At 69.3% G+C, this 20,094-nt stretch carries 15 protein-coding genes; 7 read left to right on the forward strand and 8 right to left on the reverse strand.

The annotated features are described in order from the left end of the window. Window positions 1-4 precede the first annotated feature (4 nt). Complete coding sequence (locus H0B54_RS05875; protein ID WP_188259593.1) at window positions 5-850, reverse strand: putative hydro-lyase; 846 nt, start codon at window positions 848-850, stop codon at window positions 5-7. A gap of 43 nt (window positions 851-893) precedes the next feature. Further along, a complete protein-coding gene (locus H0B54_RS05880) occupies window positions 894-1,856 on the reverse strand; it encodes a LysR family transcriptional regulator (RefSeq protein WP_188259594.1) in 963 nt (320 codons plus the stop codon). Window positions 1,857-2,019: 163 nt separating this feature from the next. Here H0B54_RS05880 and H0B54_RS05885 point away from each other — a divergent pair, with 163 nt between their 5' ends. Together H0B54_RS05885 and H0B54_RS05890 are read left to right on the forward strand one after the other, a co-directional pair. Next, on the forward strand, window positions 2,020-3,204 hold the full coding sequence (locus H0B54_RS05885; protein WP_343068906.1) for an efflux RND transporter periplasmic adaptor subunit: 1,185 nt from the start codon (window positions 2,020-2,022) through the stop codon (window positions 3,202-3,204). Then, window positions 3,201-6,323 (forward strand): efflux RND transporter permease subunit, encoded by a 3,123-nt coding sequence (locus tag H0B54_RS05890; RefSeq protein WP_188259596.1) that lies wholly within the window; start codon window positions 3,201-3,203, stop codon window positions 6,321-6,323. The genes H0B54_RS05885 and H0B54_RS05890 overlap by 4 nt, the downstream gene beginning before the upstream one ends. Window positions 6,324-6,377: 54 nt before the next feature. On the opposite strand, the gene H0B54_RS05895 is transcribed toward H0B54_RS05890, so the two are convergent. Continuing rightward, window positions 6,378-7,265: a LysR family transcriptional regulator gene (locus tag H0B54_RS05895; protein WP_188259597.1), complete on the reverse strand. Its 888-nt coding sequence runs from the start codon at window positions 7,263-7,265 to the stop codon at window positions 6,378-6,380. A 266-nt stretch (window positions 7,266-7,531) separates the two neighbouring features. Between H0B54_RS05895 and H0B54_RS05900 the strand changes: the two genes are divergently transcribed. After that, window positions 7,532-8,281 (forward strand): sulfite exporter TauE/SafE family protein, encoded by a 750-nt coding sequence (locus H0B54_RS05900; protein ID WP_188259598.1) that lies wholly within the window; start codon window positions 7,532-7,534, stop codon window positions 8,279-8,281. 3 nt (window positions 8,282-8,284) lie between these two features. On the opposite strand, the gene H0B54_RS05905 is transcribed toward H0B54_RS05900, so the two are convergent. From H0B54_RS05905 to H0B54_RS05915, 3 genes are read right to left on the reverse strand one after another with little or no spacing between them, the layout of a single operon-like run. Then, window positions 8,285-11,416: an efflux RND transporter permease subunit gene (locus H0B54_RS05905; RefSeq protein ID WP_188259599.1), complete on the reverse strand. Its 3,132-nt coding sequence runs from the start codon at window positions 11,414-11,416 to the stop codon at window positions 8,285-8,287. A 16-nt stretch (window positions 11,417-11,432) separates the two neighbouring features. Beyond that, window positions 11,433-12,593, reverse strand: coding sequence for an efflux RND transporter periplasmic adaptor subunit (locus H0B54_RS05910; RefSeq protein WP_188259600.1), 1,161 nt, complete (start codon window positions 12,591-12,593; stop codon window positions 11,433-11,435). After that, window positions 12,590-13,249: a TetR/AcrR family transcriptional regulator gene (locus tag H0B54_RS05915; protein WP_188259601.1), complete on the reverse strand. Its 660-nt coding sequence runs from the start codon at window positions 13,247-13,249 to the stop codon at window positions 12,590-12,592. Before H0B54_RS05915 ends, H0B54_RS05910 begins: the two co-directional genes overlap by 4 nt. 340 nt (window positions 13,250-13,589) lie before the next feature. Between H0B54_RS05915 and H0B54_RS05920 the strand changes: the two genes are divergently transcribed. Further along, entirely contained in the window at window positions 13,590-14,669 is a 1,080-nt protein-coding gene (locus H0B54_RS05920; RefSeq protein ID WP_188259602.1) for a transglycosylase SLT domain-containing protein, read from the forward strand. A 267-nt stretch (window positions 14,670-14,936) separates the two neighbouring features. Beyond that, complete coding sequence (locus H0B54_RS30170) at window positions 14,937-16,886, forward strand: methyl-accepting chemotaxis protein (protein ID WP_343068907.1); 1,950 nt, start codon at window positions 14,937-14,939, stop codon at window positions 16,884-16,886. 39 nt (window positions 16,887-16,925) lie between these two features. Here the strand turns inward: H0B54_RS30170 and H0B54_RS05930 are convergent, their stop codons facing one another. Further along, complete coding sequence (locus H0B54_RS05930) at window positions 16,926-17,276, reverse strand: hypothetical protein (protein ID WP_188259603.1); 351 nt, start codon at window positions 17,274-17,276, stop codon at window positions 16,926-16,928. A gap of 179 nt (window positions 17,277-17,455) precedes the next feature. Here H0B54_RS05930 and H0B54_RS05935 point away from each other — a divergent pair, with 179 nt between their 5' ends. Further along, the gene (locus H0B54_RS05935) at window positions 17,456-18,445 is read left to right on the forward strand and encodes a small ribosomal subunit Rsm22 family protein (RefSeq protein WP_188259604.1); all 990 of its coding nucleotides are present in this window, start codon (window positions 17,456-17,458) and stop codon (window positions 18,443-18,445) included. Between the two features lie 3 nt (window positions 18,446-18,448). Here the strand turns inward: H0B54_RS05935 and H0B54_RS05940 are convergent, their stop codons facing one another. Next, complete coding sequence (locus tag H0B54_RS05940; protein WP_188259605.1) at window positions 18,449-19,567, reverse strand: DNA topoisomerase IB; 1,119 nt, start codon at window positions 19,565-19,567, stop codon at window positions 18,449-18,451. A gap of 145 nt (window positions 19,568-19,712) precedes the next feature. Here H0B54_RS05940 and H0B54_RS05945 point away from each other — a divergent pair, with 145 nt between their 5' ends. Continuing rightward, on the forward strand, window positions 19,713-20,036 hold the full coding sequence (locus H0B54_RS05945; protein WP_188259606.1) for a hypothetical protein: 324 nt from the start codon (window positions 19,713-19,715) through the stop codon (window positions 20,034-20,036). Window positions 20,037-20,094: the final 58 nt, after the last annotated feature.

Raw genomic sequence — 20,094 nt, forward strand, 5'->3', positions numbered from 1 at the left:
GTTCTTATCTGAAGAGTTGCGCGACCGAAGGGGACACGCCCTCCAGCTCCGCGTTCAACCGGTCGGTGACCAGCATGTGTCCGGGGCTGTGGGCGATGGCGAAGGGCAGGCGGGCGGCGGCGAGCGCCACCTGAGGGGTGACCCCGCAGGCCCAGAAGACGGGGACCTCGCCGGGGGCGAGCGGAACGGCGTCGCCGAACTCCGGCTGCGACAGGTCGCGGATGCCGAGCGCGGCCGGGTCGCCGATGTGGACCGGCGCGCCGTGGACGGCGGCGTAACGCCCGGTCACCGCGGCGGCGCGTTCGGCCTGCGCGGGCGTCATCGGGCGCATCGACACCACCATGCGCCCGGCGAAGGGCGGGACGGCCACGCAGTCCCGGTCGGTCACGTACATCGGCACGTTGCAGCCGCGCTCGATGTGGCGGACCGGCAGGCCGGCGGCGAGCAGCGCCTCCTCGAAGGAGAAGGAGCAGCCGATGGCGAAGGCGACCAGATCGTCGCGCCAGACGGACAGCAGGTCCTCCGGCTCCTCCGCCAGCAGGCCGTCGCGGTAGACGCGGTAGCGCGGGAAGTCGGTGCGCAGGTCGAGGTCCGCGCCAAGCTCCGCGAAGCGGTGATCGCCCGGCGCGGACACGGCGAGCAGCGGGCAGGGCACGGGGTTGGAGCGGCAGAACCGCTCGAAGGCGGCAGCCACCGCGGCGGGGACGATGGCGAGGTTCGCCTGCACATGGCCCGGCGCCAGTCCGGCGGTCGGCCCGCGATGCTCGCCCCGGCGGATCGCCAGACGCGCCAGCAGGGCGGCGGAGGCGGTATCGGGCGGAAACGGGGTGCTTGGGGTCACGGACTGCATGGCGGGCAAAACCTCGGTGACCAAACTGTTGTGTCCTAAGGGTTCACGCATCCGTCCGATCCGTCAAATTTTCATTTTGGATCGTTTGCGATAAACGGCGTTTATCAATCGGCGCCCCGTGCCGCTGCGCCCGCACAATCTCCAGCGCCATATCCGCCACGATGGGCACCAGCGGGTTGTCGCTGTCCACCGGGTGGCAGATGGTGAAGTCGAGGTCGGGCAGCGGGTCCTCCGCCGGGATCAGCCGCAGCAAGCCCTCGGCCAGTTCGCGCTCGATCACCGCGGGCGGGATGGCGCTGATGCCGATGCCATCCAGGGTCATCCGCACGATGCTGGCGAGCGAGCTGTTGCCGTAGAAGCGCAGCGGCGGCAGACCGGGCCGCTTGAACATCTGCTGGATGGCCACGGACGGCTTGGTCTGGCGGGAAAAAGTGATGACCGGGTAGCGCGCCAGATCGGCCAGCCCGAGCCGCCCGGCGGGCAAGTCCAGCGACGGGCTGGCCACCCAGGCCATGGGGTAGCTGCTCAATTCATGGTTGCACATGTCCGGCTCGGCCACCGGCCCCAGCATGAAGGCGATGTCCAGGTCATGCGCCAGCAGCCCGTTGCGCAGGTGGATGGAGGTGTCGACCTCGATCTCCAGGCTGACCAGCGGGAAGCGGTTGTGCAGCCGTTCGATCAGGCGGCTCAGCCAGGTGTGGACGATGGTTTCCGCCACGCCGAGCCGGATCAGCCCACGCAGGGTCGTCGATTCGGCGACCGCGTGCACCAGTTCGGCCTGGAGCGTCAGCATCCGCTCGGCGTGGTCCAGCAGCTCCATGCCCTTCAGCGTCAGCGTCACCCGCCGCGTGCCGCGGTTGAACAGCTGGACGCCCAGCTCCTTTTCCAGCTGGGCGATGCGGGCGGAGATGGCCGGCTGGGTGGTGTTCAGCCGGCCGGCCGCGGCGCGGAAACCGCCCAAACGGGCGATCCACACGAAGGCTTCCAAGTTCTTTAGGTCCAGCATCGCCGAATCGCTCCGCAGCCCATACCCGCTGTTACAGTCTGTTACCAAATGGCTGTAGGATGGACATTAACCTGCAAAGCCTCTCCTGCGATAATGAACCGCATTGCCTTATGGCAGGATGGTGCGCACCGGCCGGACCGGGCAGCCCTACCGGGAGTTCGACGTGACGAAACGCATAGCGCTGTTTGCGCTCCTGCTGGCCGCGCTGATCGGCGGCGGCTATTGGTACACGCACCAGGCGGGCGGGGCCGACGCGCAAACGGCGAAGGCCGCCGCCCCGGCGGGACCGCGCGCCCTCCCGGTGGTCATCCAGACGGTCGAGAAGCGGGCGGTGCCGGAGCGGCTGGGCACCATCGGCTCGGTCCAGCCGGTGGCCGCCATCGCGATCAAGGCGCGCGTCGATTCGGTGGTCGAGACGGTCCATTTTACCGAGGGGCAGGAGGTGAAGGCGGGCGACCTGCTCTTCACCCTCGACTCCCGCGCGCTGGAGGCGCAGCTCCGGCAGGCGCAGGCCAATCTGGAGCGCGACCGCGCCAACCTCGACAAGGCCCGTGGCGACGTGAAGCGCTACGAGCAGCTCGTCCGCTCGAACACCGTGGCCCGCCAGCAGTTTGATGCGGCGGTGGCCACCGCCGACGCGCTGGAGGCCACGGTGAAGGCCGGGCAGGCGGCCATCGAGGCGGCCAAGGTCTCGCTCAGCTTCACCCGCATCACCGCCCCCATGGACGGGCGCACCGGTGCGGTCAACGCCAAGCCGGGGACGATGGTCCGTGCGGCGGACGCCACGCCGCTGGTCACGCTGACCCAGCTCCGCCCGATCACCGTCGCCTTCAACGTTCCGGAACGCCACCTTCCGACCATCCGCGCGGCGATGGAGACGAGCAAGCTGGCGGTCTCCGCCGGCATTCCCGGCGCGGGCGTCCCGCCCGCCGAAGGCGTTCTGAATTTCGTGGACAGCCAAGTCGACCAGCAGACCGGCACGATCCTGGTGAAGGGCCAGTTCGCCAACGCCGACACCCGGCTGTGGCCCGGCCAGTTCGTCGACGTGGTCCTGACCCTGCGGGTCGAGCCGCAGGCCCTGACCCTGCCGGAAGAGGCGGTGCAGACCGGCCAGCAGGGCCGTTTCGTCTATGTGGTCAAGCCGGACGACACGGTGGAGATCCGCAACGTCACCGTGGCGCGCAGCCAGGAGGGGATCGCCGTCATCGCCGACGGGCTTCAGGCCGGTGAGCGCGTGGTGGTGGACGGCCAATCCCGGCTGTTCCCCGGCGCCAAGGTCGCCGCCGCCAAGAACGGCGGCAAGGAGGGCGCCAACGGCAGGGCTCCGCTCACCGGAGGCGCATCATGAACCTCTCGGAGCTGTGCATCCGCCGTCCGGTGATGACCATCCTGCTGACGGCGGCGCTGGTTCTGGGGGGCCTCGCGGCCTATCGCCAGTTGCCCGTCGCGGCGCTGCCGCGGGTGGATTTCCCGGTCATCAACGTCTCCGCCACGCTGCCCGGCGCCAGCCCGGAAACCATGGCGGCCTCCGTCGCCAGCCCGCTGGAGCGTGAGTTCTCGACCATCGCCGGCATCGACACGATCACCTCGACGTCGAGCCTCGGCAACACGTCCATCACCATCCAGTTCGTTCTGGAACGCGACATCGACGCCGCCGCGCAGGACGTGCAGGCGGCCATCGCCCGCACCCAACGCCGCCTGCCGGCGGAAATGACCACGGCACCCAGCTACCGCAAGGTGAATCCGGCCGACCAGCCGGTGCTGATGCTGGCGCTCTCGTCGCCGACGCTGACTCTGTCGGCTCTGAACGACTTCGCGGAAACCGCGGTCCAGCCCAAGGTCGCCACCCTGCCGGGCGTCGCCCAGGTGCAGATCTACGGCGCACAGAAATACGCCGTGCGCGTCCAGGTGGATCCCAACGCGCTGGCCGTGCGCGGCATCGGCATCGACGAGCTTCAGAAGTCCCTGGCCGCCGCCAACGCCAACACGCCGGTCGGCACGCTGTCCGGCGCCAAGCAGCAGCTCGTCCTCGCCGCCAACCCGCAGCTTCCCGACGCCGAGTCCTTCAGCGACCTGATCGTCGCCTACCGCAACGGCGCCCCGGTCCGGCTGGGCGACGTGGCGAACGTCCTGGACAGCGTCGAGAACGCCCGCACGGCGAGCTGGCACAACGGCACCCGCGCCATCGTCATGGCCGTGCAGCGCCAGCCCGACGCCAACACGGTGGACGTGGTGGACCGGGTGCGCAACCTGCTGCCCAGCTTCCGCGCACAGCTTCCGCCCAGCGCCAAGGTGGAGGTGGTGAACGACCGCTCCACCTCGATCCGCGAGGCGGTGGAGGACGTGCAGTTCACGCTGGGCCTGACCATCGCGCTCGTCGTTCTGGTCATCTTCCTGTTCCTGCGCCGCCTGACGGCGACGATGATCCCGGCGCTGACCGTTCCGATCTCGCTGATCGCAACGGCGGGTGGGATGCATCTGATGGGCTTCTCCATCGACAACATCTCGCTGATGGCGCTGACGCTGGCGGTCGGCCTCGTCGTCGACGACGCCATCGTGATGATGGAGAACATCGTCCGCTATGTCGAAGAGGGGATGCAGCCCTTCGAGGCGGCGCTCAAGGGTTCGCGGGAGATCGGCTTCACCATCATCTCCATCACCGTATCGCTGGTGGCCGTCTTCATCCCGATCCTGCTGATGGGCGGGGTGGTTGGGCGCGTCTTCCATGAATTCGCTCTGGTGGTGACCATGGCGATCGGCGCATCCGCCTTCGTGGCGCTGACGCTGACGCCGATGATGTGCGCGCGCATGCTGACCCATGAGCCGCATGGTGCCAAGGAGGGCTGGTTCGGCCGCGTCCTGGAGGGTGGCTTTAGCGCGCTGCACCGCGGCTACGCCGTGACCCTGAGGCTGGCGCTGAAGCACCGGCCCGTGATGGGACTCGTCATGATCGCGACGGTGGTCGGCTCCGCCCTGCTGTTCCAGGCGATCCCCAAGGGCTTCTTCCCGACGGAGGACATCGGCCAGATCACCGTTTCGACGGAAGCCGCGCCCGACATCTCCTTCCCGGCCATGGCCGAGCGGCAGCAGGAGGTGGCGAAGATCGTCAGAGCCCACCCGGCGGTGGCGGACATGACCTCGTCGGTCGCCATCGGCGGCAACTCGGTCAATTCGGGCCGCATGTTCATCGTGCTGAAGCCGCGCAGCGAACGCCCTCCGGCGGGCGAGGTGATCCAGCAACTCCGCCGCCAACTGTCCGGCATTCCCGGCATGGCGGTCTACATGCAGCCGGTGCAGAACCTGCGCATCGGCGGCCGTTCGTCCAAGAACGAATTCCAGTACACGGTCCAAGGCTTGAACCCGGAGGAGTTGTACGCCTGGTCCGCAAGGCTGGAGCGGGCGATGCACGACATTCCCATCCTCCAGGACGTGACCAGCGACCTTCAGCTCAACAGCCCGCAGGCTTACGTGCATGTGGACCGGGAGAAGGCGGCGACGCTGGGGATTGGGATCGACCAAGTGCGCTCCACCCTCTACAGCGCCTTCGGTCAGCGGCAGGTCTCCACCATCTACACGCCGACCAACGACTATCAGGTGCTGATCGAGCTGGCGCCCAAGTACCAGCAGGACGACAACGCCCTGTCGCGGATCTATGTGCGGTCCGGTTCCGGCAAGCTGGTGCCGCTGGACGCCTTCGCCAGCGTGCAGCGCACCGCCGGGCCGATGACGGTCAACCACCAGGGGCAGCTTCCCGCCGTCACCCTGTCCTTCAACGTGGCCCCCGGCCATTCGCTGGGCGAGGCGGTGAACGCCGTCCGGCAGGCGGAGCTGGAGATGGCCCTGCCGCCGGGCATCACCACCGGCTTCGCCGGCACCGCCCAAGTGTTCGAGGACGCGCAGAAGAGCCAGGGGCTGCTGCTGCTCGCCGCGGTGCTGGTGATCTACATCGTGCTGGGCGTGCTGTATGAAAGCTTCATCCACCCGCTGACGATCCTGTCCGGCCTGCCGTCCGCGGCCATCGGGGCGCTGGCGACGCTGATGGTGTTCGGACAGGAGCTGAGCGTCATCGCCATCATTGGCATCCTGATGCTGATCGGCATCGTGAAGAAGAACGCGATCATGATGATCGACTTCGCCATCGACGCGCAGCGCAACCAGGGCATGACCGCGCGCGAGGCGATCGAGCAGGCGTGCCTTCTGCGCTTCCGCCCGATCATGATGACGACCATGGCGGCGATCATGGGCACCCTGCCCATCGCCGTCGCCCACGGCGCCGCCGCGGAGCTTCGCCAGCCGCTCGGCCTCGCCGTGGTCGGCGGACTGTGCGTGTCGCAGATCCTGACGCTCTACATCACGCCGGTGCTGTTCCTCTACATGGAGGACGCCGGCAACGCCGTCTCCCGCCTGTGGAGGCGCCGCTCCGCCGCTGCCCCCGAGGCGCCGCATCCGGTGCCGGGCGCGGAATGAGGGAACGCCGCCCGACACCTCGGAGCGATTCCCCTCTCCCCTCCGGGGAGAGGGTTAAACAGCGCTGGCCAGCCGCTTCACCAACTCACGGCTGTGGCTGGGCAGCGCGTCCAGCCGGCGGACGCAGACGACCAGGGACCGCACCGCCCAAGGATCGGTGAGGCGCACCGCGCGAATCTTCGTGAAGCGGCGGCAGCGCTTCGCCGAGGCTTCCGGGACGATGCCGAGCCCCACCCCCTGCTCGACCATCCGGCAGATCCCGTCGAAGCCGCGCACGCGCACACGCAGTTTCAGCGGGCGACCGGCGCGGATGGCGTGCTCGTTGATGTGCTGCTGAAGGGCGTTGCGCGCCGCCAGTCCGACGAAATCCTCCTCCAGGACCTCGCGGAAGGACACGCTGCGGCGGTTCGCCAGCGGATGGCCGTGCGGCGTGACCAGCACCATGCGGTCGGTGCGGAAGGGAAAGACCTCCAGCCCCGACAGGTCGGCGTGGTCGGACACCACCCCGGCATCGGCCAGACCCTCCGCCACCGCCCTCACGATCTCGTGGCTCGACTTTTCCTCAAGGTCGATGTCGATGTTGGGGTGGGCGGCCAGGAAGGGCGCCAGGGCCTCGGGAAGGAATTCGGCCAGGGCGGCGGTGTTGGACAGCAGCCGCACATGCCCCTTCAACCCCTTCGCGTAGTCGCCCAACTCGCCCCTCATCCGCTCGACCTGCTGGAGGAGAAGACGGGCGTGATGGACCAGCGCCTCACCCGCCGGGGTCGGGCGGACGCCCCTCCGTCCGCGCTCCAGCAGCGGCACGCCGAGCGTCTCCTCCATCCCACGGATGCGCGCGCTTGCCGAGGCGAGGGCGAGGTGCGTCCGCTCCGCGCCGTGGGTGATGCTTTCCGCCTCCGCCACGTTCAGAAACAGCCGCAGGTCGGTCAGGTCGAAGCGCATGGGCAGGGTCTCCGGCGAGGAACCAGCCTTCGTCTGAAGCGAAGGCTGTCAGCGTGACATCCACATTGCCGGAAGCCACGGCCTGGCCTCAAGTGGCATCAGATCCCTCTCCCGTCCCGGGAGAGGGTGCCCGCGAAGCGGGCGGGTGAGGGTCGTACAAGGATCAAGGAGTTCATCCTCGGCGGCACCCTCACCCTTCCCACGCTTCGCGCGGGCCCCTTCCCTCTCCCGAGGCGGGAGAGGGAAATTGACGAGAGACTGCCGTAATGACCGACCTCCCTCTCCTCATCGTCGCCGCCATGGCCTTGACCTTCCTGCTGGCCGGGTTCGTCAAGGGCATGATCGGCCTGGGCCTGCCGACCGTCGCCATGGGTCTGCTCGGCCTCGTCATGCCGCCCACCGAGGCGGCGGTGATCCTCATCGTGCCTTCGCTGGTGACGAATCTCTGGCAGCTGGCCTTCGGTCCCGGGCTGGGCGCCACGGTCGAGCGATTCTGGCCGATGATGCTGGGGATCACGCTGGGCACCTGGGCCGGGGCGGGGCTGCTGGCCGGAGCCTCGTCGGGGCAGGCCGCGGCGGCGCTGGGCGGGGCGCTGGCGCTCTACGCACTGGCCGGGCTGGTGAAGCTGCCGCTGCGGGTGCCGCCGACGGCGGAGTCCTGGCTGTCGCCGTTGATCGGCGTGGCGACCGGGGTGGTGACGGCCGCCACCGGAGTCTTCGTCATTCCCGCCGTGCCCTACCTTCAGGCGCTGGAGCTGGAGCGCGACCGGCTGATCCAGGCGCTGGGCCTGTCCTTCACGGTGTCCACGCTGGCGCTGGCCGCCGGTCTGGCGCAGCACGGGCTGTTCGACGGCGCGCTGGCCTGGGGATCAGCGGCGTCGCTGCTGCCGGCCTTGGCCGGGATGGCGCTCGGCCAGAGCCTCCGCCGGCGGGTGCGGGCGGAGGTGTTCCGGCGCTGCTTCTTCCTCGGCCTGCTGGCGCTCGGGCTGTTCCTGACGCTGGAGCATCTGGGGTGAAGACTACTCCGCAGCCGTGCCGTGCGCCACGGCGTCCGGGTCCTTGTGGGCGAACCAGCGCTTGAAGCGGCGGGACAGCGCGTCGAGGTAGGTGAGGATCACCGGAACCACAAGGAGGGTGAGCAGGGTGGAGCTGATGAGGCCGCCGATCACCGCGTGGGCCATGGGTGCCCGCTGCTGCGCGCCCTCGCCGATGCCGAGCGCCAGAGGGATCATGCCGAAGATCATCGCCATGGTGGTCATGACGATGGGGCGCAGGCGGATGATGCCGGCCTCCACCACCGCGTCGCGCAGCTCCACCCCGCGGGCGCGGGCCTGGTTGGCGAAGTCGACCAGCAGGATGGCGTTCTTAGTCACCAGACCCATCAGCATGATGAAGCCGATGGCGCTGAAGATGTTCAGCGTGGATCCGGCGACCAGAAGCCCCAGGAACACCCCGACCAGCGACAACGGCAGCGACATCATGATGGCGATGGGCTGGAGGAAGCTGCCGAACTGGGAGGCCAGGATCAGGTAGATCAGGATCACCGCCAGCAGCAGCGCCTGGGTGGCGTAGGCCGACGTCTCCGCGATGTCCTTGGTCGAGCCGCCGAAGACGATGCGGTAGCCGGGCGGCAACTTGATCTCCGCGATGGCCGCCTGCAGTTCCTTGCCGGCGTCGCCGGCCGGGCGGCCCTGGACGTTGGCCTGGACGTTCACCTCGCGCGATAGGTCGCGGCGGTTGATCTGCGAGGCGCCGAGCGTCGTCTCGACCCGGCTGACCTGCGACAGCGGCACCATGCGCGGCGCCCCCTCGGCGTCGTTGGAGCCGGTCAGGTAGATGCGGTCGAGGTCAGCGCGGCCCACCCGGTCGCTTTCCGGCAGACGCACCAACACGTCGTAAGTCTCGCCGTCCGGCGCCTTCCAGGTGGACACCTTGTCGCCGGCGAAGAGGGGGCGCAGCGTATCCGCCACCTGCGCCGTGCCGACGCCGAGGTCGCTCGCCAGATCGCGCTCCAGCCGGACCGACAGGGTCGGCTTGGCCGCCTTGAGGCTGACGTCCACGTCCACGAAGCCGCGGATGCCGGCCATCGCGGCGGTCACCTGCTTGCCGATGCGGTCCAGTTCCGCAATGTCGCGGCCCTGAACGGACACCTGGATCTGCTTCTGCACGCCGCCGACGCCGGGAATGCCGATGCCGATCTGGATGCCGGGGATCGCCGACAGCCGTTCGCGCAGCGGCGGGGCCAGCGTGTTGGGCGTGCGCGTGCGCTGGTCGATCGGCTTCAGCCTGACATAGACGCTGCCCCGGTTCTTGCCGACCGACGCGCCGGTGTTCACCGTGGAGTAGGTGTAGGCGACTTCCGGGAACTCGCGGATCGCCGCCTCCACCTGCCGCAGCTTGGCCGCGGTGTAGTCGAGGGACGAGCCGACCGGCGTCTCCACATCGACGATGGATTCCCCGAGGTCGGCGGCGGGCACGAACTCGACGCCGATGCGCGGCACCAGGAGGAAGCTGCCGACGAAGATTCCCAGGGCCATCAGCAGGACCAGCCAGCGCCAGCGCAGCGCCCAGCGGAGCGTCCGGCCATAGACCCGCGCCAGCGCGTCGAAGGCGCCCTGGAACCCCGCCGCAAAGCGCCCGAAGACGCCGCGCCCGTGCCGCCCGTGGGCCGCCGGGTCGTACCACAGGCTGGACAGCATGGGGTCCAGCGTGAAGGACACGAACAGCGAGATCAGCACCGCCGCCGACACGGTGATGCCGAACTGCAGGAAGAAGCGCCCGATGATGCCGCCCATGAAGGCCACGGGCAGGAACACCGCCACGATGGTCAGCGTGGTCGCCAGGACGGCCAGACCGATTTCCTTGGTGCCGTCCAGCGCCGCCTGCCGGTGCCCCTGGCCCTTGCCCAGATGGCGCATGATGTTCTCGCGCACCACGATGGCGTCGTCGATCAGGATGCCGATGGCCAGCGACAGCGCCATCAGCGTCATCGTGTTCAACGTGAAGCCGAAGGCCGCCAAAACGCCGAAGGTGCCCATCACCGCCACCGGCAGGGTCAGCGCGGTGATCACGGTGCTGCGCCAGGAGCCCAGGAACACCATGACGATGGCGATGGTCAGCACGCCGCCCTCGACCAGCGTGCGCTGCACGTTGCTCAGCGAGTTGGTGATCCCGCGCGAAGTGTCGCGCACCACCTCCAGGGCGACGTCGGAGGGCAGGGAGCCGTCGCGACGCAGCTCCTCCAGCGCCTTGTAGAGGCCGCGCGCCACCTCAACCGTATTGGAGCCCTGGATCTTCACCACGTCGACGGCCAGCGCCGGCTGGCCGTTGAACAGGGCGACGGACTCTTGCTCCTCCTGACCGTCCAGCACCTCGGCGACTTGGCGCAGCCGCACCGGCTCGCCGCCGCGGCGCGTGACGATGATGTCGAGAAGCTCCCGCGGGTTGTTGACGCGGCCATCGACCTGGACGACGCGCTCCGCCCCGTTGCCGGAGACGGTGCCGGCGGGAATGTCCTGGTTCTCGTCGCGAATCGCCTTGAGGACCTGATCGACGCCGACGCCCAGCGCCTCCAGCCGTTCGGGCCGCAGCCGCACCTGGACCTGCCGCTTCACCCCGCCGGCGATGGTCGCCCGCCCGACGCCACGCACGTTCTGCAGGCGCTTCAGGACGATCTGGTCGGTCATGGTGGTCAGGTCGCGCAGGGACCGGATGTCCGACTTGACCGCGAGGGAGAGGATGGGCTGGTCGTCCGGGTTGAAGCGGGTGATCTGCGGGTCCTTCACCTCGTCCCGGAACTTGGGGCGCAGGGCCGACACCTTCTCGCGCACGTCCTGCAGCGCCTGGGTGGAGGCGGTCTTCAGATCGAACTCGGCGATCACCACCGACTGGCTCTCGTAGGAGCGGGAGGTCAGCGTCTTGATGCCGGCGATGGTGTTGACCGCGTCCTCGATGGGGCGGGTGACGTCGGTCTCGACCGATTCCGGACTGGCGCCGGGATATTCGGTGGAGACGACGACCAGCGGGAAATCCACGTCGGGAAACTGGTCGACGCCCAGCCGGTTGTAGGAGAACAGGCCCAGCACCATCAGAGCCACCATCATCATGGTGGCGAAGACGGGGTTGTCGACGCTGATGCGGGTGATCGGCATGGCGCGGCCCGTTCCCTTACGATCCCATGACTTTGACGGCCCGCCCGGCGGTCAGGCCGGGCAGGGGGGCTGTGACCGCCAGATCGCCGTCGGCCAGGCCGCGCACCTGAACGAGATCGCCGCGCGCCCAGACGCCCAGCACCTCGACCTTGCGGCGCTCCACCCGGTCCCCGGAGACGACCAGCACGAAGTCGCCGTCCCGGTCGTGGCGCACCGCGGCCGGGGGCAGGGCGAAGGCGCCCTCCACCTCGTCCACCACCGCGTCGCCCGCGGCGAACATGCCGCCGCGCAGAGCCCCGTCGGCGTTGTCGAGGACGATGTAGACGGGGATGGCGCGGGTGCCGGCGCGGGCCATGGGGTTGATGCGGGCGATCTGACCGACGAAGTCCCGCTCGCCGAAGCCCTCCACGCGCAGCCGCACGGTCTGGCCGGGCTTCAGCCGAGCCACGTCGTCGGCGGGCACCGTCGCCTCGACCTCGACGCGGCTGAGATCGACGACGGAGAACATCTTGGCGTTGACCGCCAACGTCTCGCCGGGGTTGACCGCCCGCTCGGCCACCGTTCCGTCGATCGGGCTCGCCACCACCGCGTCGCGCAACGCCTTGCGGGCGAGGTCCACCTGGGCTTCCAGCGCCGCGACGGTGGCCTGCTGGAAGCGGAAGGTGCTCTGCGCCTGATCCATGTTGGTTTCCGAGACGATGTCCTTCTGGCGCAACGCCAGATTCTTGGCGCGGGTCTTGTCCGCCAGGACGAGCTGCGCCTTGGCGCCTTCCAGGTTGCTCAGCTTCTCGTCCAGCTTGGCCTGAAGCTCCACCGTGTCGAAGCGGGCCAGCACCTCGCCCTTGCGGACGGCCTGCCCCTCGCGCACCGGCACCTCGACCAGCCGGGCGGCGACCTCCGACTTCACCATGGACTGTTCCATCGGCTTCACGGAGCCGCTGAGCCGCACCAGCTCGGTCAGGCGGCGCGGGGCCATCCGGGTCAGCTCGATAGGCGACAGCTCCACCGCCCGCTCCGCCGGGGGCAGGCTGGCCGCCGCCGGAGACACCGCGTCGCGGCTGCTCGTGGTCTTCCAGGCGACGCCACCCGTGGCCAGCGCCCCGACGATCAGCAGGGGCAGCAGCAGGTGGCGCCGCGGCTTGGCGGCGGGACCAGCGGAACGGGCGGCGTCGATCATGGGGTGCGGTCCTTGGGTTCGGCCCTCAGTCCGTTGAGGACGAGGTCGAGATAGGCGTCGAGGTAGGATTCGGCGGAGGCCGCGGCGGGGTCCGGCTCGAAGGGCCGCAGCGAGTGGTTCCACAGCGAGAGCATGCTGAGCGGGGCGGCGATGACGCGGGCCATCTGCTCGACGTCGACGGGCCGGAACTCCCCGCGCTCGATGCCGCGGCGCAGGATGCGCGCGAAGAAGCGCCGCCCGCGCAGGACGACCTCCTCCATGTAGAAGCGGGCGAGATCGGGGAAGTTCTGCGCCTCGGCGATGACCAGCTTCGACAAGCCGGCGTTGGGGCTCTGCTCCATCTCCCAGAAGCCGCGGGCGAGGCCGCGCAGGAACTCCTCGCTGCTGCCGGTGAAGCTGTCCAGCAGGTCTTCGCTCATCTGGAATTGCGGCAGGATGGACTGCCGGACGACCGCTTTGAACAGCCCTTCCTTGTTTTCGAAATAGAGGTAGGGCAGCCCGACGCTGACACCGGCCTTGCGTGCGACGTGCTCCAGCTTGGTTGCGGCAAATCCGCGCGAGATGAACAGGTCGCGCGCCGCCTCGATCACCTCGGCGGGGCGGGCCTCCTTGCGCCGGGACCGGCGGGGCGGGGGAAGGGGAGAGCTGTCGGGCATCGGCGCGTGTCTATAAATGAACGTTCATTCAATATGGATTGGTGTTTGAAAAGTCAAGAGGTTGAGGGGGCTGCGGCAATCGGGCCACAAGTTTTGGGCGTGACAGGAATGGGTCTCTCGCCTGCACGGCAAAGACGGCATCACTGTCAAACAGGGCAGAAAAAGGGCAAATCCGGATGAACAGCATTTGCCTGAAAACCATTCCAATGGGCTATGAAAAAGGGAAAGGCCGTGGAATCAGGACATTACACCCGCCTTGTTGCTTGACAGACGGCACCATTACATCGCAAAGAGAGGGTAACGCTTTCGATCTTTGTGCAACCAGCACGGACCCCACCTCGTGGCTTATCGCGACTTCACCGCGGCCCGCGCCGCCGGTGCCGCCCTGATTCTCGCCCTCGGCTTGGCGGGTTGCGCCTCGAACGCTCCGGAAACGGCGGAGCTTGCCGTCAAGGCCCCGGAGGTGGCCGAAGTCCCGATTGATCCGAAGGACCCGCTCGGCCGCTGGGTCCCACACATCCGCGAGGCGTCGGAGCGGTTCGACGTGCCGGAGAAGTGGATCAGAGCCGTGATGATGCGCGAGAGCGGTGGGCGCTCCGTCGTGAACGGGCGCACCATCACCAGCCATGCCGGCGCCATCGGGCTGATGCAGGTGATGCCCGGCACCTACGACATGATGCGCACGCAGTACGGGCTGGGGTCCGATCCGTCCGATCCGCGCGACAACATCCTGGCCGGCACCGCCTATCTGCGGGAGATGTACGACCTGTTCGGCGCGCCGGGCTTCCTCGCGGCGTACAATTGCGGTCCGGCCTGCTACGCCTCGCACCTCGCCGGCAAGCAAAGGCTGCCGCGGGAAACGCGGATGTACATCGCCGCCCTGACGCCGACGCTGCGCGGCGTGGCGCCGCGCGAGCCGTCGCAGTCGGCGGGGGCCAGCGCGATCGAGGTCGCCATCGTTCCGGCGAGCGCTCCAATGCCGTCCGCCAAACCCTCCGCCAAGCCGGCGGCACCGGTTGCCGTGGCCGCGGTGGTGCCGGAACCAGTGGCACCGGTGCCGCAGACCCCGGCCTCCCCGGCGCCGGTCGCCGTGGCCGCTCTGGAGCCCCGCCCGGCGCCGCTGGTGCCCTCGCCGGTGGTGGTGGAACCCGCCGGCCGCGGCGAGGCCCGTCCGCCCGTGGAGTTCGTCGCTGCCACCGACCGGGACGCGCCGGCCGCCACGGCGGCCCGCTCCGGACGGACGCCGTCCCGCACGGTGGAAACCTTGGTCGCCGAGGCGATGCTGCCACCCAACGCGGTCGGCAAGGGGGAACGGGTGGTCATCCGCTTCGTGTCTCAGCGCAGCGGCGGCTGCGGCAGCCTCGAGGGCCGGGACCGCGTCTGCGTAGCGCTGGCCGGAGGAGCCGGGGCCGGTCTGTAACGGCTTCAGTCCCTCCCCGTTTCACAGCACAGGCAACAACCAGAGGCGGCGCCACCGGACGGTCGGGCGCCGTCTTCGGTTTTCCACAATAGCCTCATCCGCACATCCCCGAGCATATAGGTACTCAAACAATAAGGCTTCGGAGGAGCCGCCCCGCGCGGCCCATCCGGAACAACGAAGGGTTCGGGGGAACGCTGCGTGCGAGGTGTGGAGATGGTATCCGGTGCAAGTGATCGGGCAAAACGCTCGACCTTTCAAGTTGTTGTGGTGGATTGCCTGATTGCGGGCGTCGTGGTGGCCGCTTTGGCGGTGTTCGGCGGCATGACCGCCATGGAGGCGACGCGCATCGCCGACGGCAACGCCGAACTGGCGCAGCGGGTGGCCGAGAACCAGCGGATCGCGCTGGAGGCCGAACGGCTCGCCAAGCTGGGCGAGGCGGTGATCGCCAGCGGCGACGAGGCGACGCGGGCCGAGGCGCTGTCCGGCCTGGACGCCCACGCCGCGCGGATGTCCGCCAACGCCGCGCCGGAGATCGCGCAGACCGTCGCCAAGGCGGTCGCGGCGAGCCGGGAGGCCGCGACCATCGGCGCCAAGGTCGAGGCGCTGGACAAGAAATTCGGCTTCAACATCAGCCGGGCGGAAAATCTGTCGGGCGACATCGCCCGCGGCCTGTCCGCGGCGATGCGCGCGACGACGCAACCGGCGGATGAGCAGGCTCTCGCCACGCTCTTCTCGACGATCCGCGACGCCAAGTTCCTGCTGACCCGCCTGCCGTCCCAGCTCTACCCGCCGGCCGTCGGCAACGACCTGCGCCAGTTTCGCGAGCACATGGTGAAGGCGATGGAATTGCGCCGGCATCTGCCGTCCGCTGACGAGTTCGAGAGTGTCGCCGACGACATCGCGTCCTTCGCCGCGCTGGACGAGGCCTTCGCGCAGCGCACCGAAACGCTGCGCCTGACCACCGATGCCCACGCCCACAACCAGGAGGTCCGGACGCTGGTCGACGGGCTGGTGCAGGGGATGAACGCCGCTTCCGACGCGGTGACCGCGCGCAGCCAGGAGGGGGCGGCGGCGCTCACCGCGGTGCTCGACCGGCTGACGCTGATCGCGCTGGGGGCCTTCGCGCTGATCGGGCTGATCGGCGGCCTGAACATGCTGCTGGGCTACCGCTTCATCATGCGGCCGGTGCGCGACGCCAGCCGGGCGCTCCAGGCGCTGACCCGCGGCGAGGGTGCGGTGCCCCTGCGGCCCTCGCCCCTGCGCGAGATCGCCGACATCCACGGCGCGGTCGAGGCCTTCCGCGAGGCCCTGGACGCCCGCCAGCGGGCGGAGGAGACCCGCCGCGACCAGGAACGGCGCGCCGAGGAGGAACGCCGCGACCTGATGACGGAACTGGCGGACGGGCTGGAGCGCACCGTGCAGGCGGTGGCCGGGTCGCTGTCCGTGGCGGCGGCGGAGGTCACCGACTCCGCCCGTGCCGTGGCCGGCATGGCGTCGGACACCGCGCAGCGCACCCGCGCCGCCGCGGACGCCGCCGGCACGGCGACCCGCAACGTCGGCGCGGTGGCCTCGGCCAGCGAGCAGCTCTCCGCCTCCATCAACGGGATCGGGCAGCAGATCGCCCAGTCGCGCAGCGTGGCGGAGGACGCCGTCGCCGAATCCCGGCGCGCCGACGGGCTGACCAAGGGCCTGTCGGACTCCGCCCAGAAGATCGGTGAGGTGGTCGCCATCATCACCGCCATCGCCCAGCAGACCAACCTCCTGGCGCTCAACGCCAGCATCGAGGCGGCGCGGGCCGGCGACGCCGGCAAGGGCTTCGCCGTCGTCGCGACCGAGGTGAAGGCGCTCGCCTCCCAGACCGCCTCCTCGACGGAGGAGATCGCCACGCTGGTCCATGGCATCCAGCAATCGACCATGGGGGTGGTGGAGGCCATCGCCCGCATCGGCTCCACCATCGCCGTGATCGGCGAGAGCGTGTCCGGCATCGCCGCGGCGGTCGAGCAGCAGCGCCAAGCCACTTCGGAGATCACCCACAACGTGCGCATCGTGGAGTGCATGAACACCGATGTGTCGTCCAACATCGGCGACGTCAGCCGCGTGGCGGTGGACACCGGGCGCTCCGCCGACGCCATGATGGGGGCGGCCGACCGCCTGTCGGAACTGGCCGGCACCCTGAACGGCGCGGTGGACGATTTCCTGCGGCAGGTGCGGGCCTGACGCTGGATCTTCAGACCGGAGCGCTTTCCGGCGCTCCGGTCATCGGATCTTCGAGCGGTCGCCCTTGTGGGTTTCCAGATACGCTTGCAGCTTGGGATCGTCGAGAACGGGCTTTCCATCGACGCCGTAGATCAGGCAGGGAACGCCCTTCGAATTGGCCTCGCAGATGCTGATGGCGGTGGATTCCGAAGGCCCCGCGCAGCCGCCGAACTCCGGGCAGTAGACGATTCCGACGGCGCGGCCATTCTCACTGACCGCAAAGGCCTTGGCGTGGGGGATGGCGGCCCAGTCGGCAAAATACTGCATGGCCGCGGGGGCCATGCGGATGGGCCTTTGTGCGTAGGTGGTCTGGCAAGCGGCAAGCATCGTGACGCAGGTCACGAGCACCATGGCGTTTATTTTCACAAAGCCCCCTTCGCGCACGACCAACCTATGTGAGAATATTTAGTAGAACATTCTCTTTGTGGACGCAATGCGCGTGATGCCCATCCGCGCATTGTCCGTTTCCGAACGCCTGCGCGGCGTGCTAACAGGCGGAACGACAACCACGCCTGCCTGCTTCCGGACTCATGGAACTCCCCCCCTCGCTCCGCCACGCGGTGGACCGCGCGCTCGACGGCATCGCCCTGTCCGACCTGAAGCGCGCGGCGGATCGCCTCTCCCAACGCTACCGGGCGGAGGTGCGGGACGGGCGTTTCCACCTGTCGGACGATCTGGCGGCGCGGGCCTATCTCGCCACCCGCCTGCCGGCGACCTTCGCCGCCGTCCGCTCCAGCATGGAGGCGGTGGCTAAGGCGCTTCCTGATTTCGCGCCGGTCACAGCTCTGGATGTCGGGGCGGGGCCGGGCACGGCGCTGTGGGCGGCGTCCGACTGCTGGGCCAGCCTGGACGACGCCCTGCTGATCGAGGGCAGCCCGGCCATCCGCGCCGTTGGCGAGACACTGTCTGGGACTGCGACGCCCGCGCGGATCGAATGGCGGGCCGGCGACGCCACGGGTGACCTGCCCGATCTGGAACTGCGCGATCTGGTGACCCTGGCCTATGTTCTGGACGAATTGGCGGAGCCGGCGCGCGACCGGCTGGTCGACCGGCTGTGGTCGCTCACCGCCGGGACGCTGCTGATCGTCGAGCCCGGCACGCCCGCCGGCTGGGCGCGGATCGTCCGGGCGCGGGAGCGGCTGGTCGCCGCCGGTGCCCATCTGGTGGCGCCCTGCGTGCACAGCGCCGCCTGCCCGCTGGCGGCACCGGACTGGTGCCATTTCTCCCGCCGGGTCGCCCGCTCCCGCCTGCACCGCATGGCCAAGGGGGCGGAGGTGCCTTGGGAGGACGAGAAGTTCGTCTACATCGCCGCGTCGCGCCAGCCCGGCGCGCCGCCCGATGCCCGCATCATCGCGCCGCCCTGGAACGCCGGGAACGGGCGCATCGGCTTCAAGCTCTGTGGTCGGGACGGCGCCCGGACGGAGCGGATTCTCGGCAAGCGCGACGGCGGCGCCTTCAAGGCCGCGCGCCGGCTGGACTGGGGCGACGGCCTTTCCGCCCAGGATCAGCCGGAAGCATAAGCCTTACGCCGCGCGCCGCCGCCGGCTCTCGTTGGCGCGGGATCGGCGTTCGCGCTCCAGCCGGCCGCGCAGGAAGGCCAGGACGGCGGCCTCCTCGGCTTCCAACTCGGGAAGCTCCTCGCGCAGCTCGGTCTCGACCTCGCGGGTCAGCGAGTCCAGAAGGTTGCCCTCCAGATAGGCGTCCAGAATTTCGGGATGGACGTAGCTCTTGCGGCAGACGCTGGCGGTGTTGCCGAGACGGGCGGCCACCTGCTCGATGGCGTGGGTGACGTTGCGCTTGGCCTTGGCGGTGTTGTCGAAGGTTTCGAACTCCCGCAAAGCCATGGCGGCCAGAACGGTGCCGGCCCAGGTGCGGAAGTCCTTGGCGGTGAAGTCCTGCCCGGTGACGGCGCGCAGATACTCGTTCACGTCCCCGGAACTCACGGCGTAGCGCTGCCCGTCGCGATCGATGTACTGGAACAGCTCCTCCCCCGGCACGTCGCGGCAGGCGCGGACGACGCGGGCGAGGCGGCGGTCCTTCAGCGCGACGTTCCATTCCTTCCCGGACTTGCCCTTGAAGGAGAAGCGGATTTCCGCCCCGTCGATGTCGGCGTGGTCGTCGCGCAGCGTGGTCAGTCCGTAGCTGCGGTTCTCCCGCGCGTAGCTTTCGTTGCCGACGCGGATCAGCGTGGTTTCCAGCAGGCGCACCACGGCGGCCAGCACCTTTTCCCGCGGCAGGCCGCGACGGGCGAGATCGCTGTCCACCTGACGGCGGATGGCCGGCAGGGCGCGGCAGAAGTCCAGCATGCGCCCGAACTTCGTGCCCTCACGCATCTCGGTCCAGCGGGGATGGTAGCGGTACTGCTTGCGCCCGCGGGTGTCGCGGCCCGTGGCCTGGAGGTGGCCGTCCGGGTCCGGGCAAATCCAGACGCCGCGGTAGGCCGGCGGGATCGCCAGCTTGCGGATGCGGTCCAGCGTGTCCTCCTCGGTCACACGGGTGCCATCGGGCCACTGGTAGGAAAAGCCCTTGCCGGCGCGGCGTCGCCGGATGCCCGGCTCGTCGTCGCAGACATAGTTCAGCCCGGCGCAGGCCGCGGCCTCTTCCGCCTCAGTGCGGGGATCGGTGACCGTCAGTCCGTCCATGCTGGAGTCCCCATCGGTTGCCAGCCCATCGGCTGCCAGCGGGAAACATCCGCGCCGGCTTTTGGTTGCATGGTTGCGGCGGGCCCGCCGTTCGGCGACCATGGCCCCGGCCTCGAGGCCCGCCGGCACCGAAGGGATGAGGACGATGGACGAGACCAAGCTGACCGCCGCACTGCCAAATCTGGACATCCAGATCCTGCACCGGGACGACCCGGAGCGTGGGGCCGAGACGATCGCCGTGCAGATCACCGCCACGCCGTCCTTCGACGCGCTGCGCGGGATGATGGGGCCGGCGCTGCTGGCCTCGGCCAACCCGTTGCTCAACCCGGCCTTCGCCAACGCCAACCCGATGCTGGCCCCGTGGCTGGCCCCATGGGCGGCGCCGATGCGGATGTGGAGCGACGCCATGCGTCAGGCTTGGGCGCCCTGGTTGCGCCTGACGTCACCGCCGAGCGGTCGGGAGCCGTGACCAAAACGGGTCGGTAACCGATCGTTAGGGCTATGGGGAGACCCTTTCCACGAGTCTC

This window comes from Azospirillum tabaci (assembly GCF_014596085.1).
In the GTDB taxonomy this organism is placed as follows: Bacteria; Pseudomonadota; Alphaproteobacteria; order Azospirillales; family Azospirillaceae; genus Azospirillum; species Azospirillum tabaci.

What these genes read in the sequence shown, in the direction of transcription:
- H0B54_RS05875 (WP_188259593.1), bottom strand. Translation starts at nt 850, where the DNA reads ATGCAGTCCGTGACCCCAAGCACCCCGTTTCCGCCCGATACCGCCTCC.
- H0B54_RS05880 (WP_188259594.1), bottom strand. Translation starts at nt 1,856, where the DNA reads ATGCTGGACCTAAAGAACTTGGAAGCCTTCGTGTGGATCGCCCGTTTG.
- H0B54_RS05890 (WP_188259596.1), top strand. Translation starts at nt 3,201, where the DNA reads ATGAACCTCTCGGAGCTGTGCATCCGCCGTCCGGTGATGACCATCCTG.
- H0B54_RS05895 (WP_188259597.1), bottom strand. Translation starts at nt 7,265, where the DNA reads ATGCGCTTCGACCTGACCGACCTGCGGCTGTTTCTGAACGTGGCGGAG.
- H0B54_RS05900 (WP_188259598.1), top strand. Translation starts at nt 7,532, where the DNA reads ATGACCGACCTCCCTCTCCTCATCGTCGCCGCCATGGCCTTGACCTTC.
- H0B54_RS05905 (WP_188259599.1), bottom strand. Translation starts at nt 11,416, where the DNA reads ATGCCGATCACCCGCATCAGCGTCGACAACCCCGTCTTCGCCACCATG.
- H0B54_RS05910 (WP_188259600.1), bottom strand. Translation starts at nt 12,593, where the DNA reads ATGATCGACGCCGCCCGTTCCGCTGGTCCCGCCGCCAAGCCGCGGCGC.
- H0B54_RS05915 (WP_188259601.1), bottom strand. Translation starts at nt 13,249, where the DNA reads ATGCCCGACAGCTCTCCCCTTCCCCCGCCCCGCCGGTCCCGGCGCAAG.
- H0B54_RS05930 (WP_188259603.1), bottom strand. Translation starts at nt 17,276, where the DNA reads ATGGTGCTCGTGACCTGCGTCACGATGCTTGCCGCTTGCCAGACCACC.
- H0B54_RS05935 (WP_188259604.1), top strand. Translation starts at nt 17,456, where the DNA reads ATGGAACTCCCCCCCTCGCTCCGCCACGCGGTGGACCGCGCGCTCGAC.
- H0B54_RS05940 (WP_188259605.1), bottom strand. Translation starts at nt 19,567, where the DNA reads ATGGACGGACTGACGGTCACCGATCCCCGCACTGAGGCGGAAGAGGCC.
- H0B54_RS05945 (WP_188259606.1), top strand. Translation starts at nt 19,713, where the DNA reads ATGGACGAGACCAAGCTGACCGCCGCACTGCCAAATCTGGACATCCAG.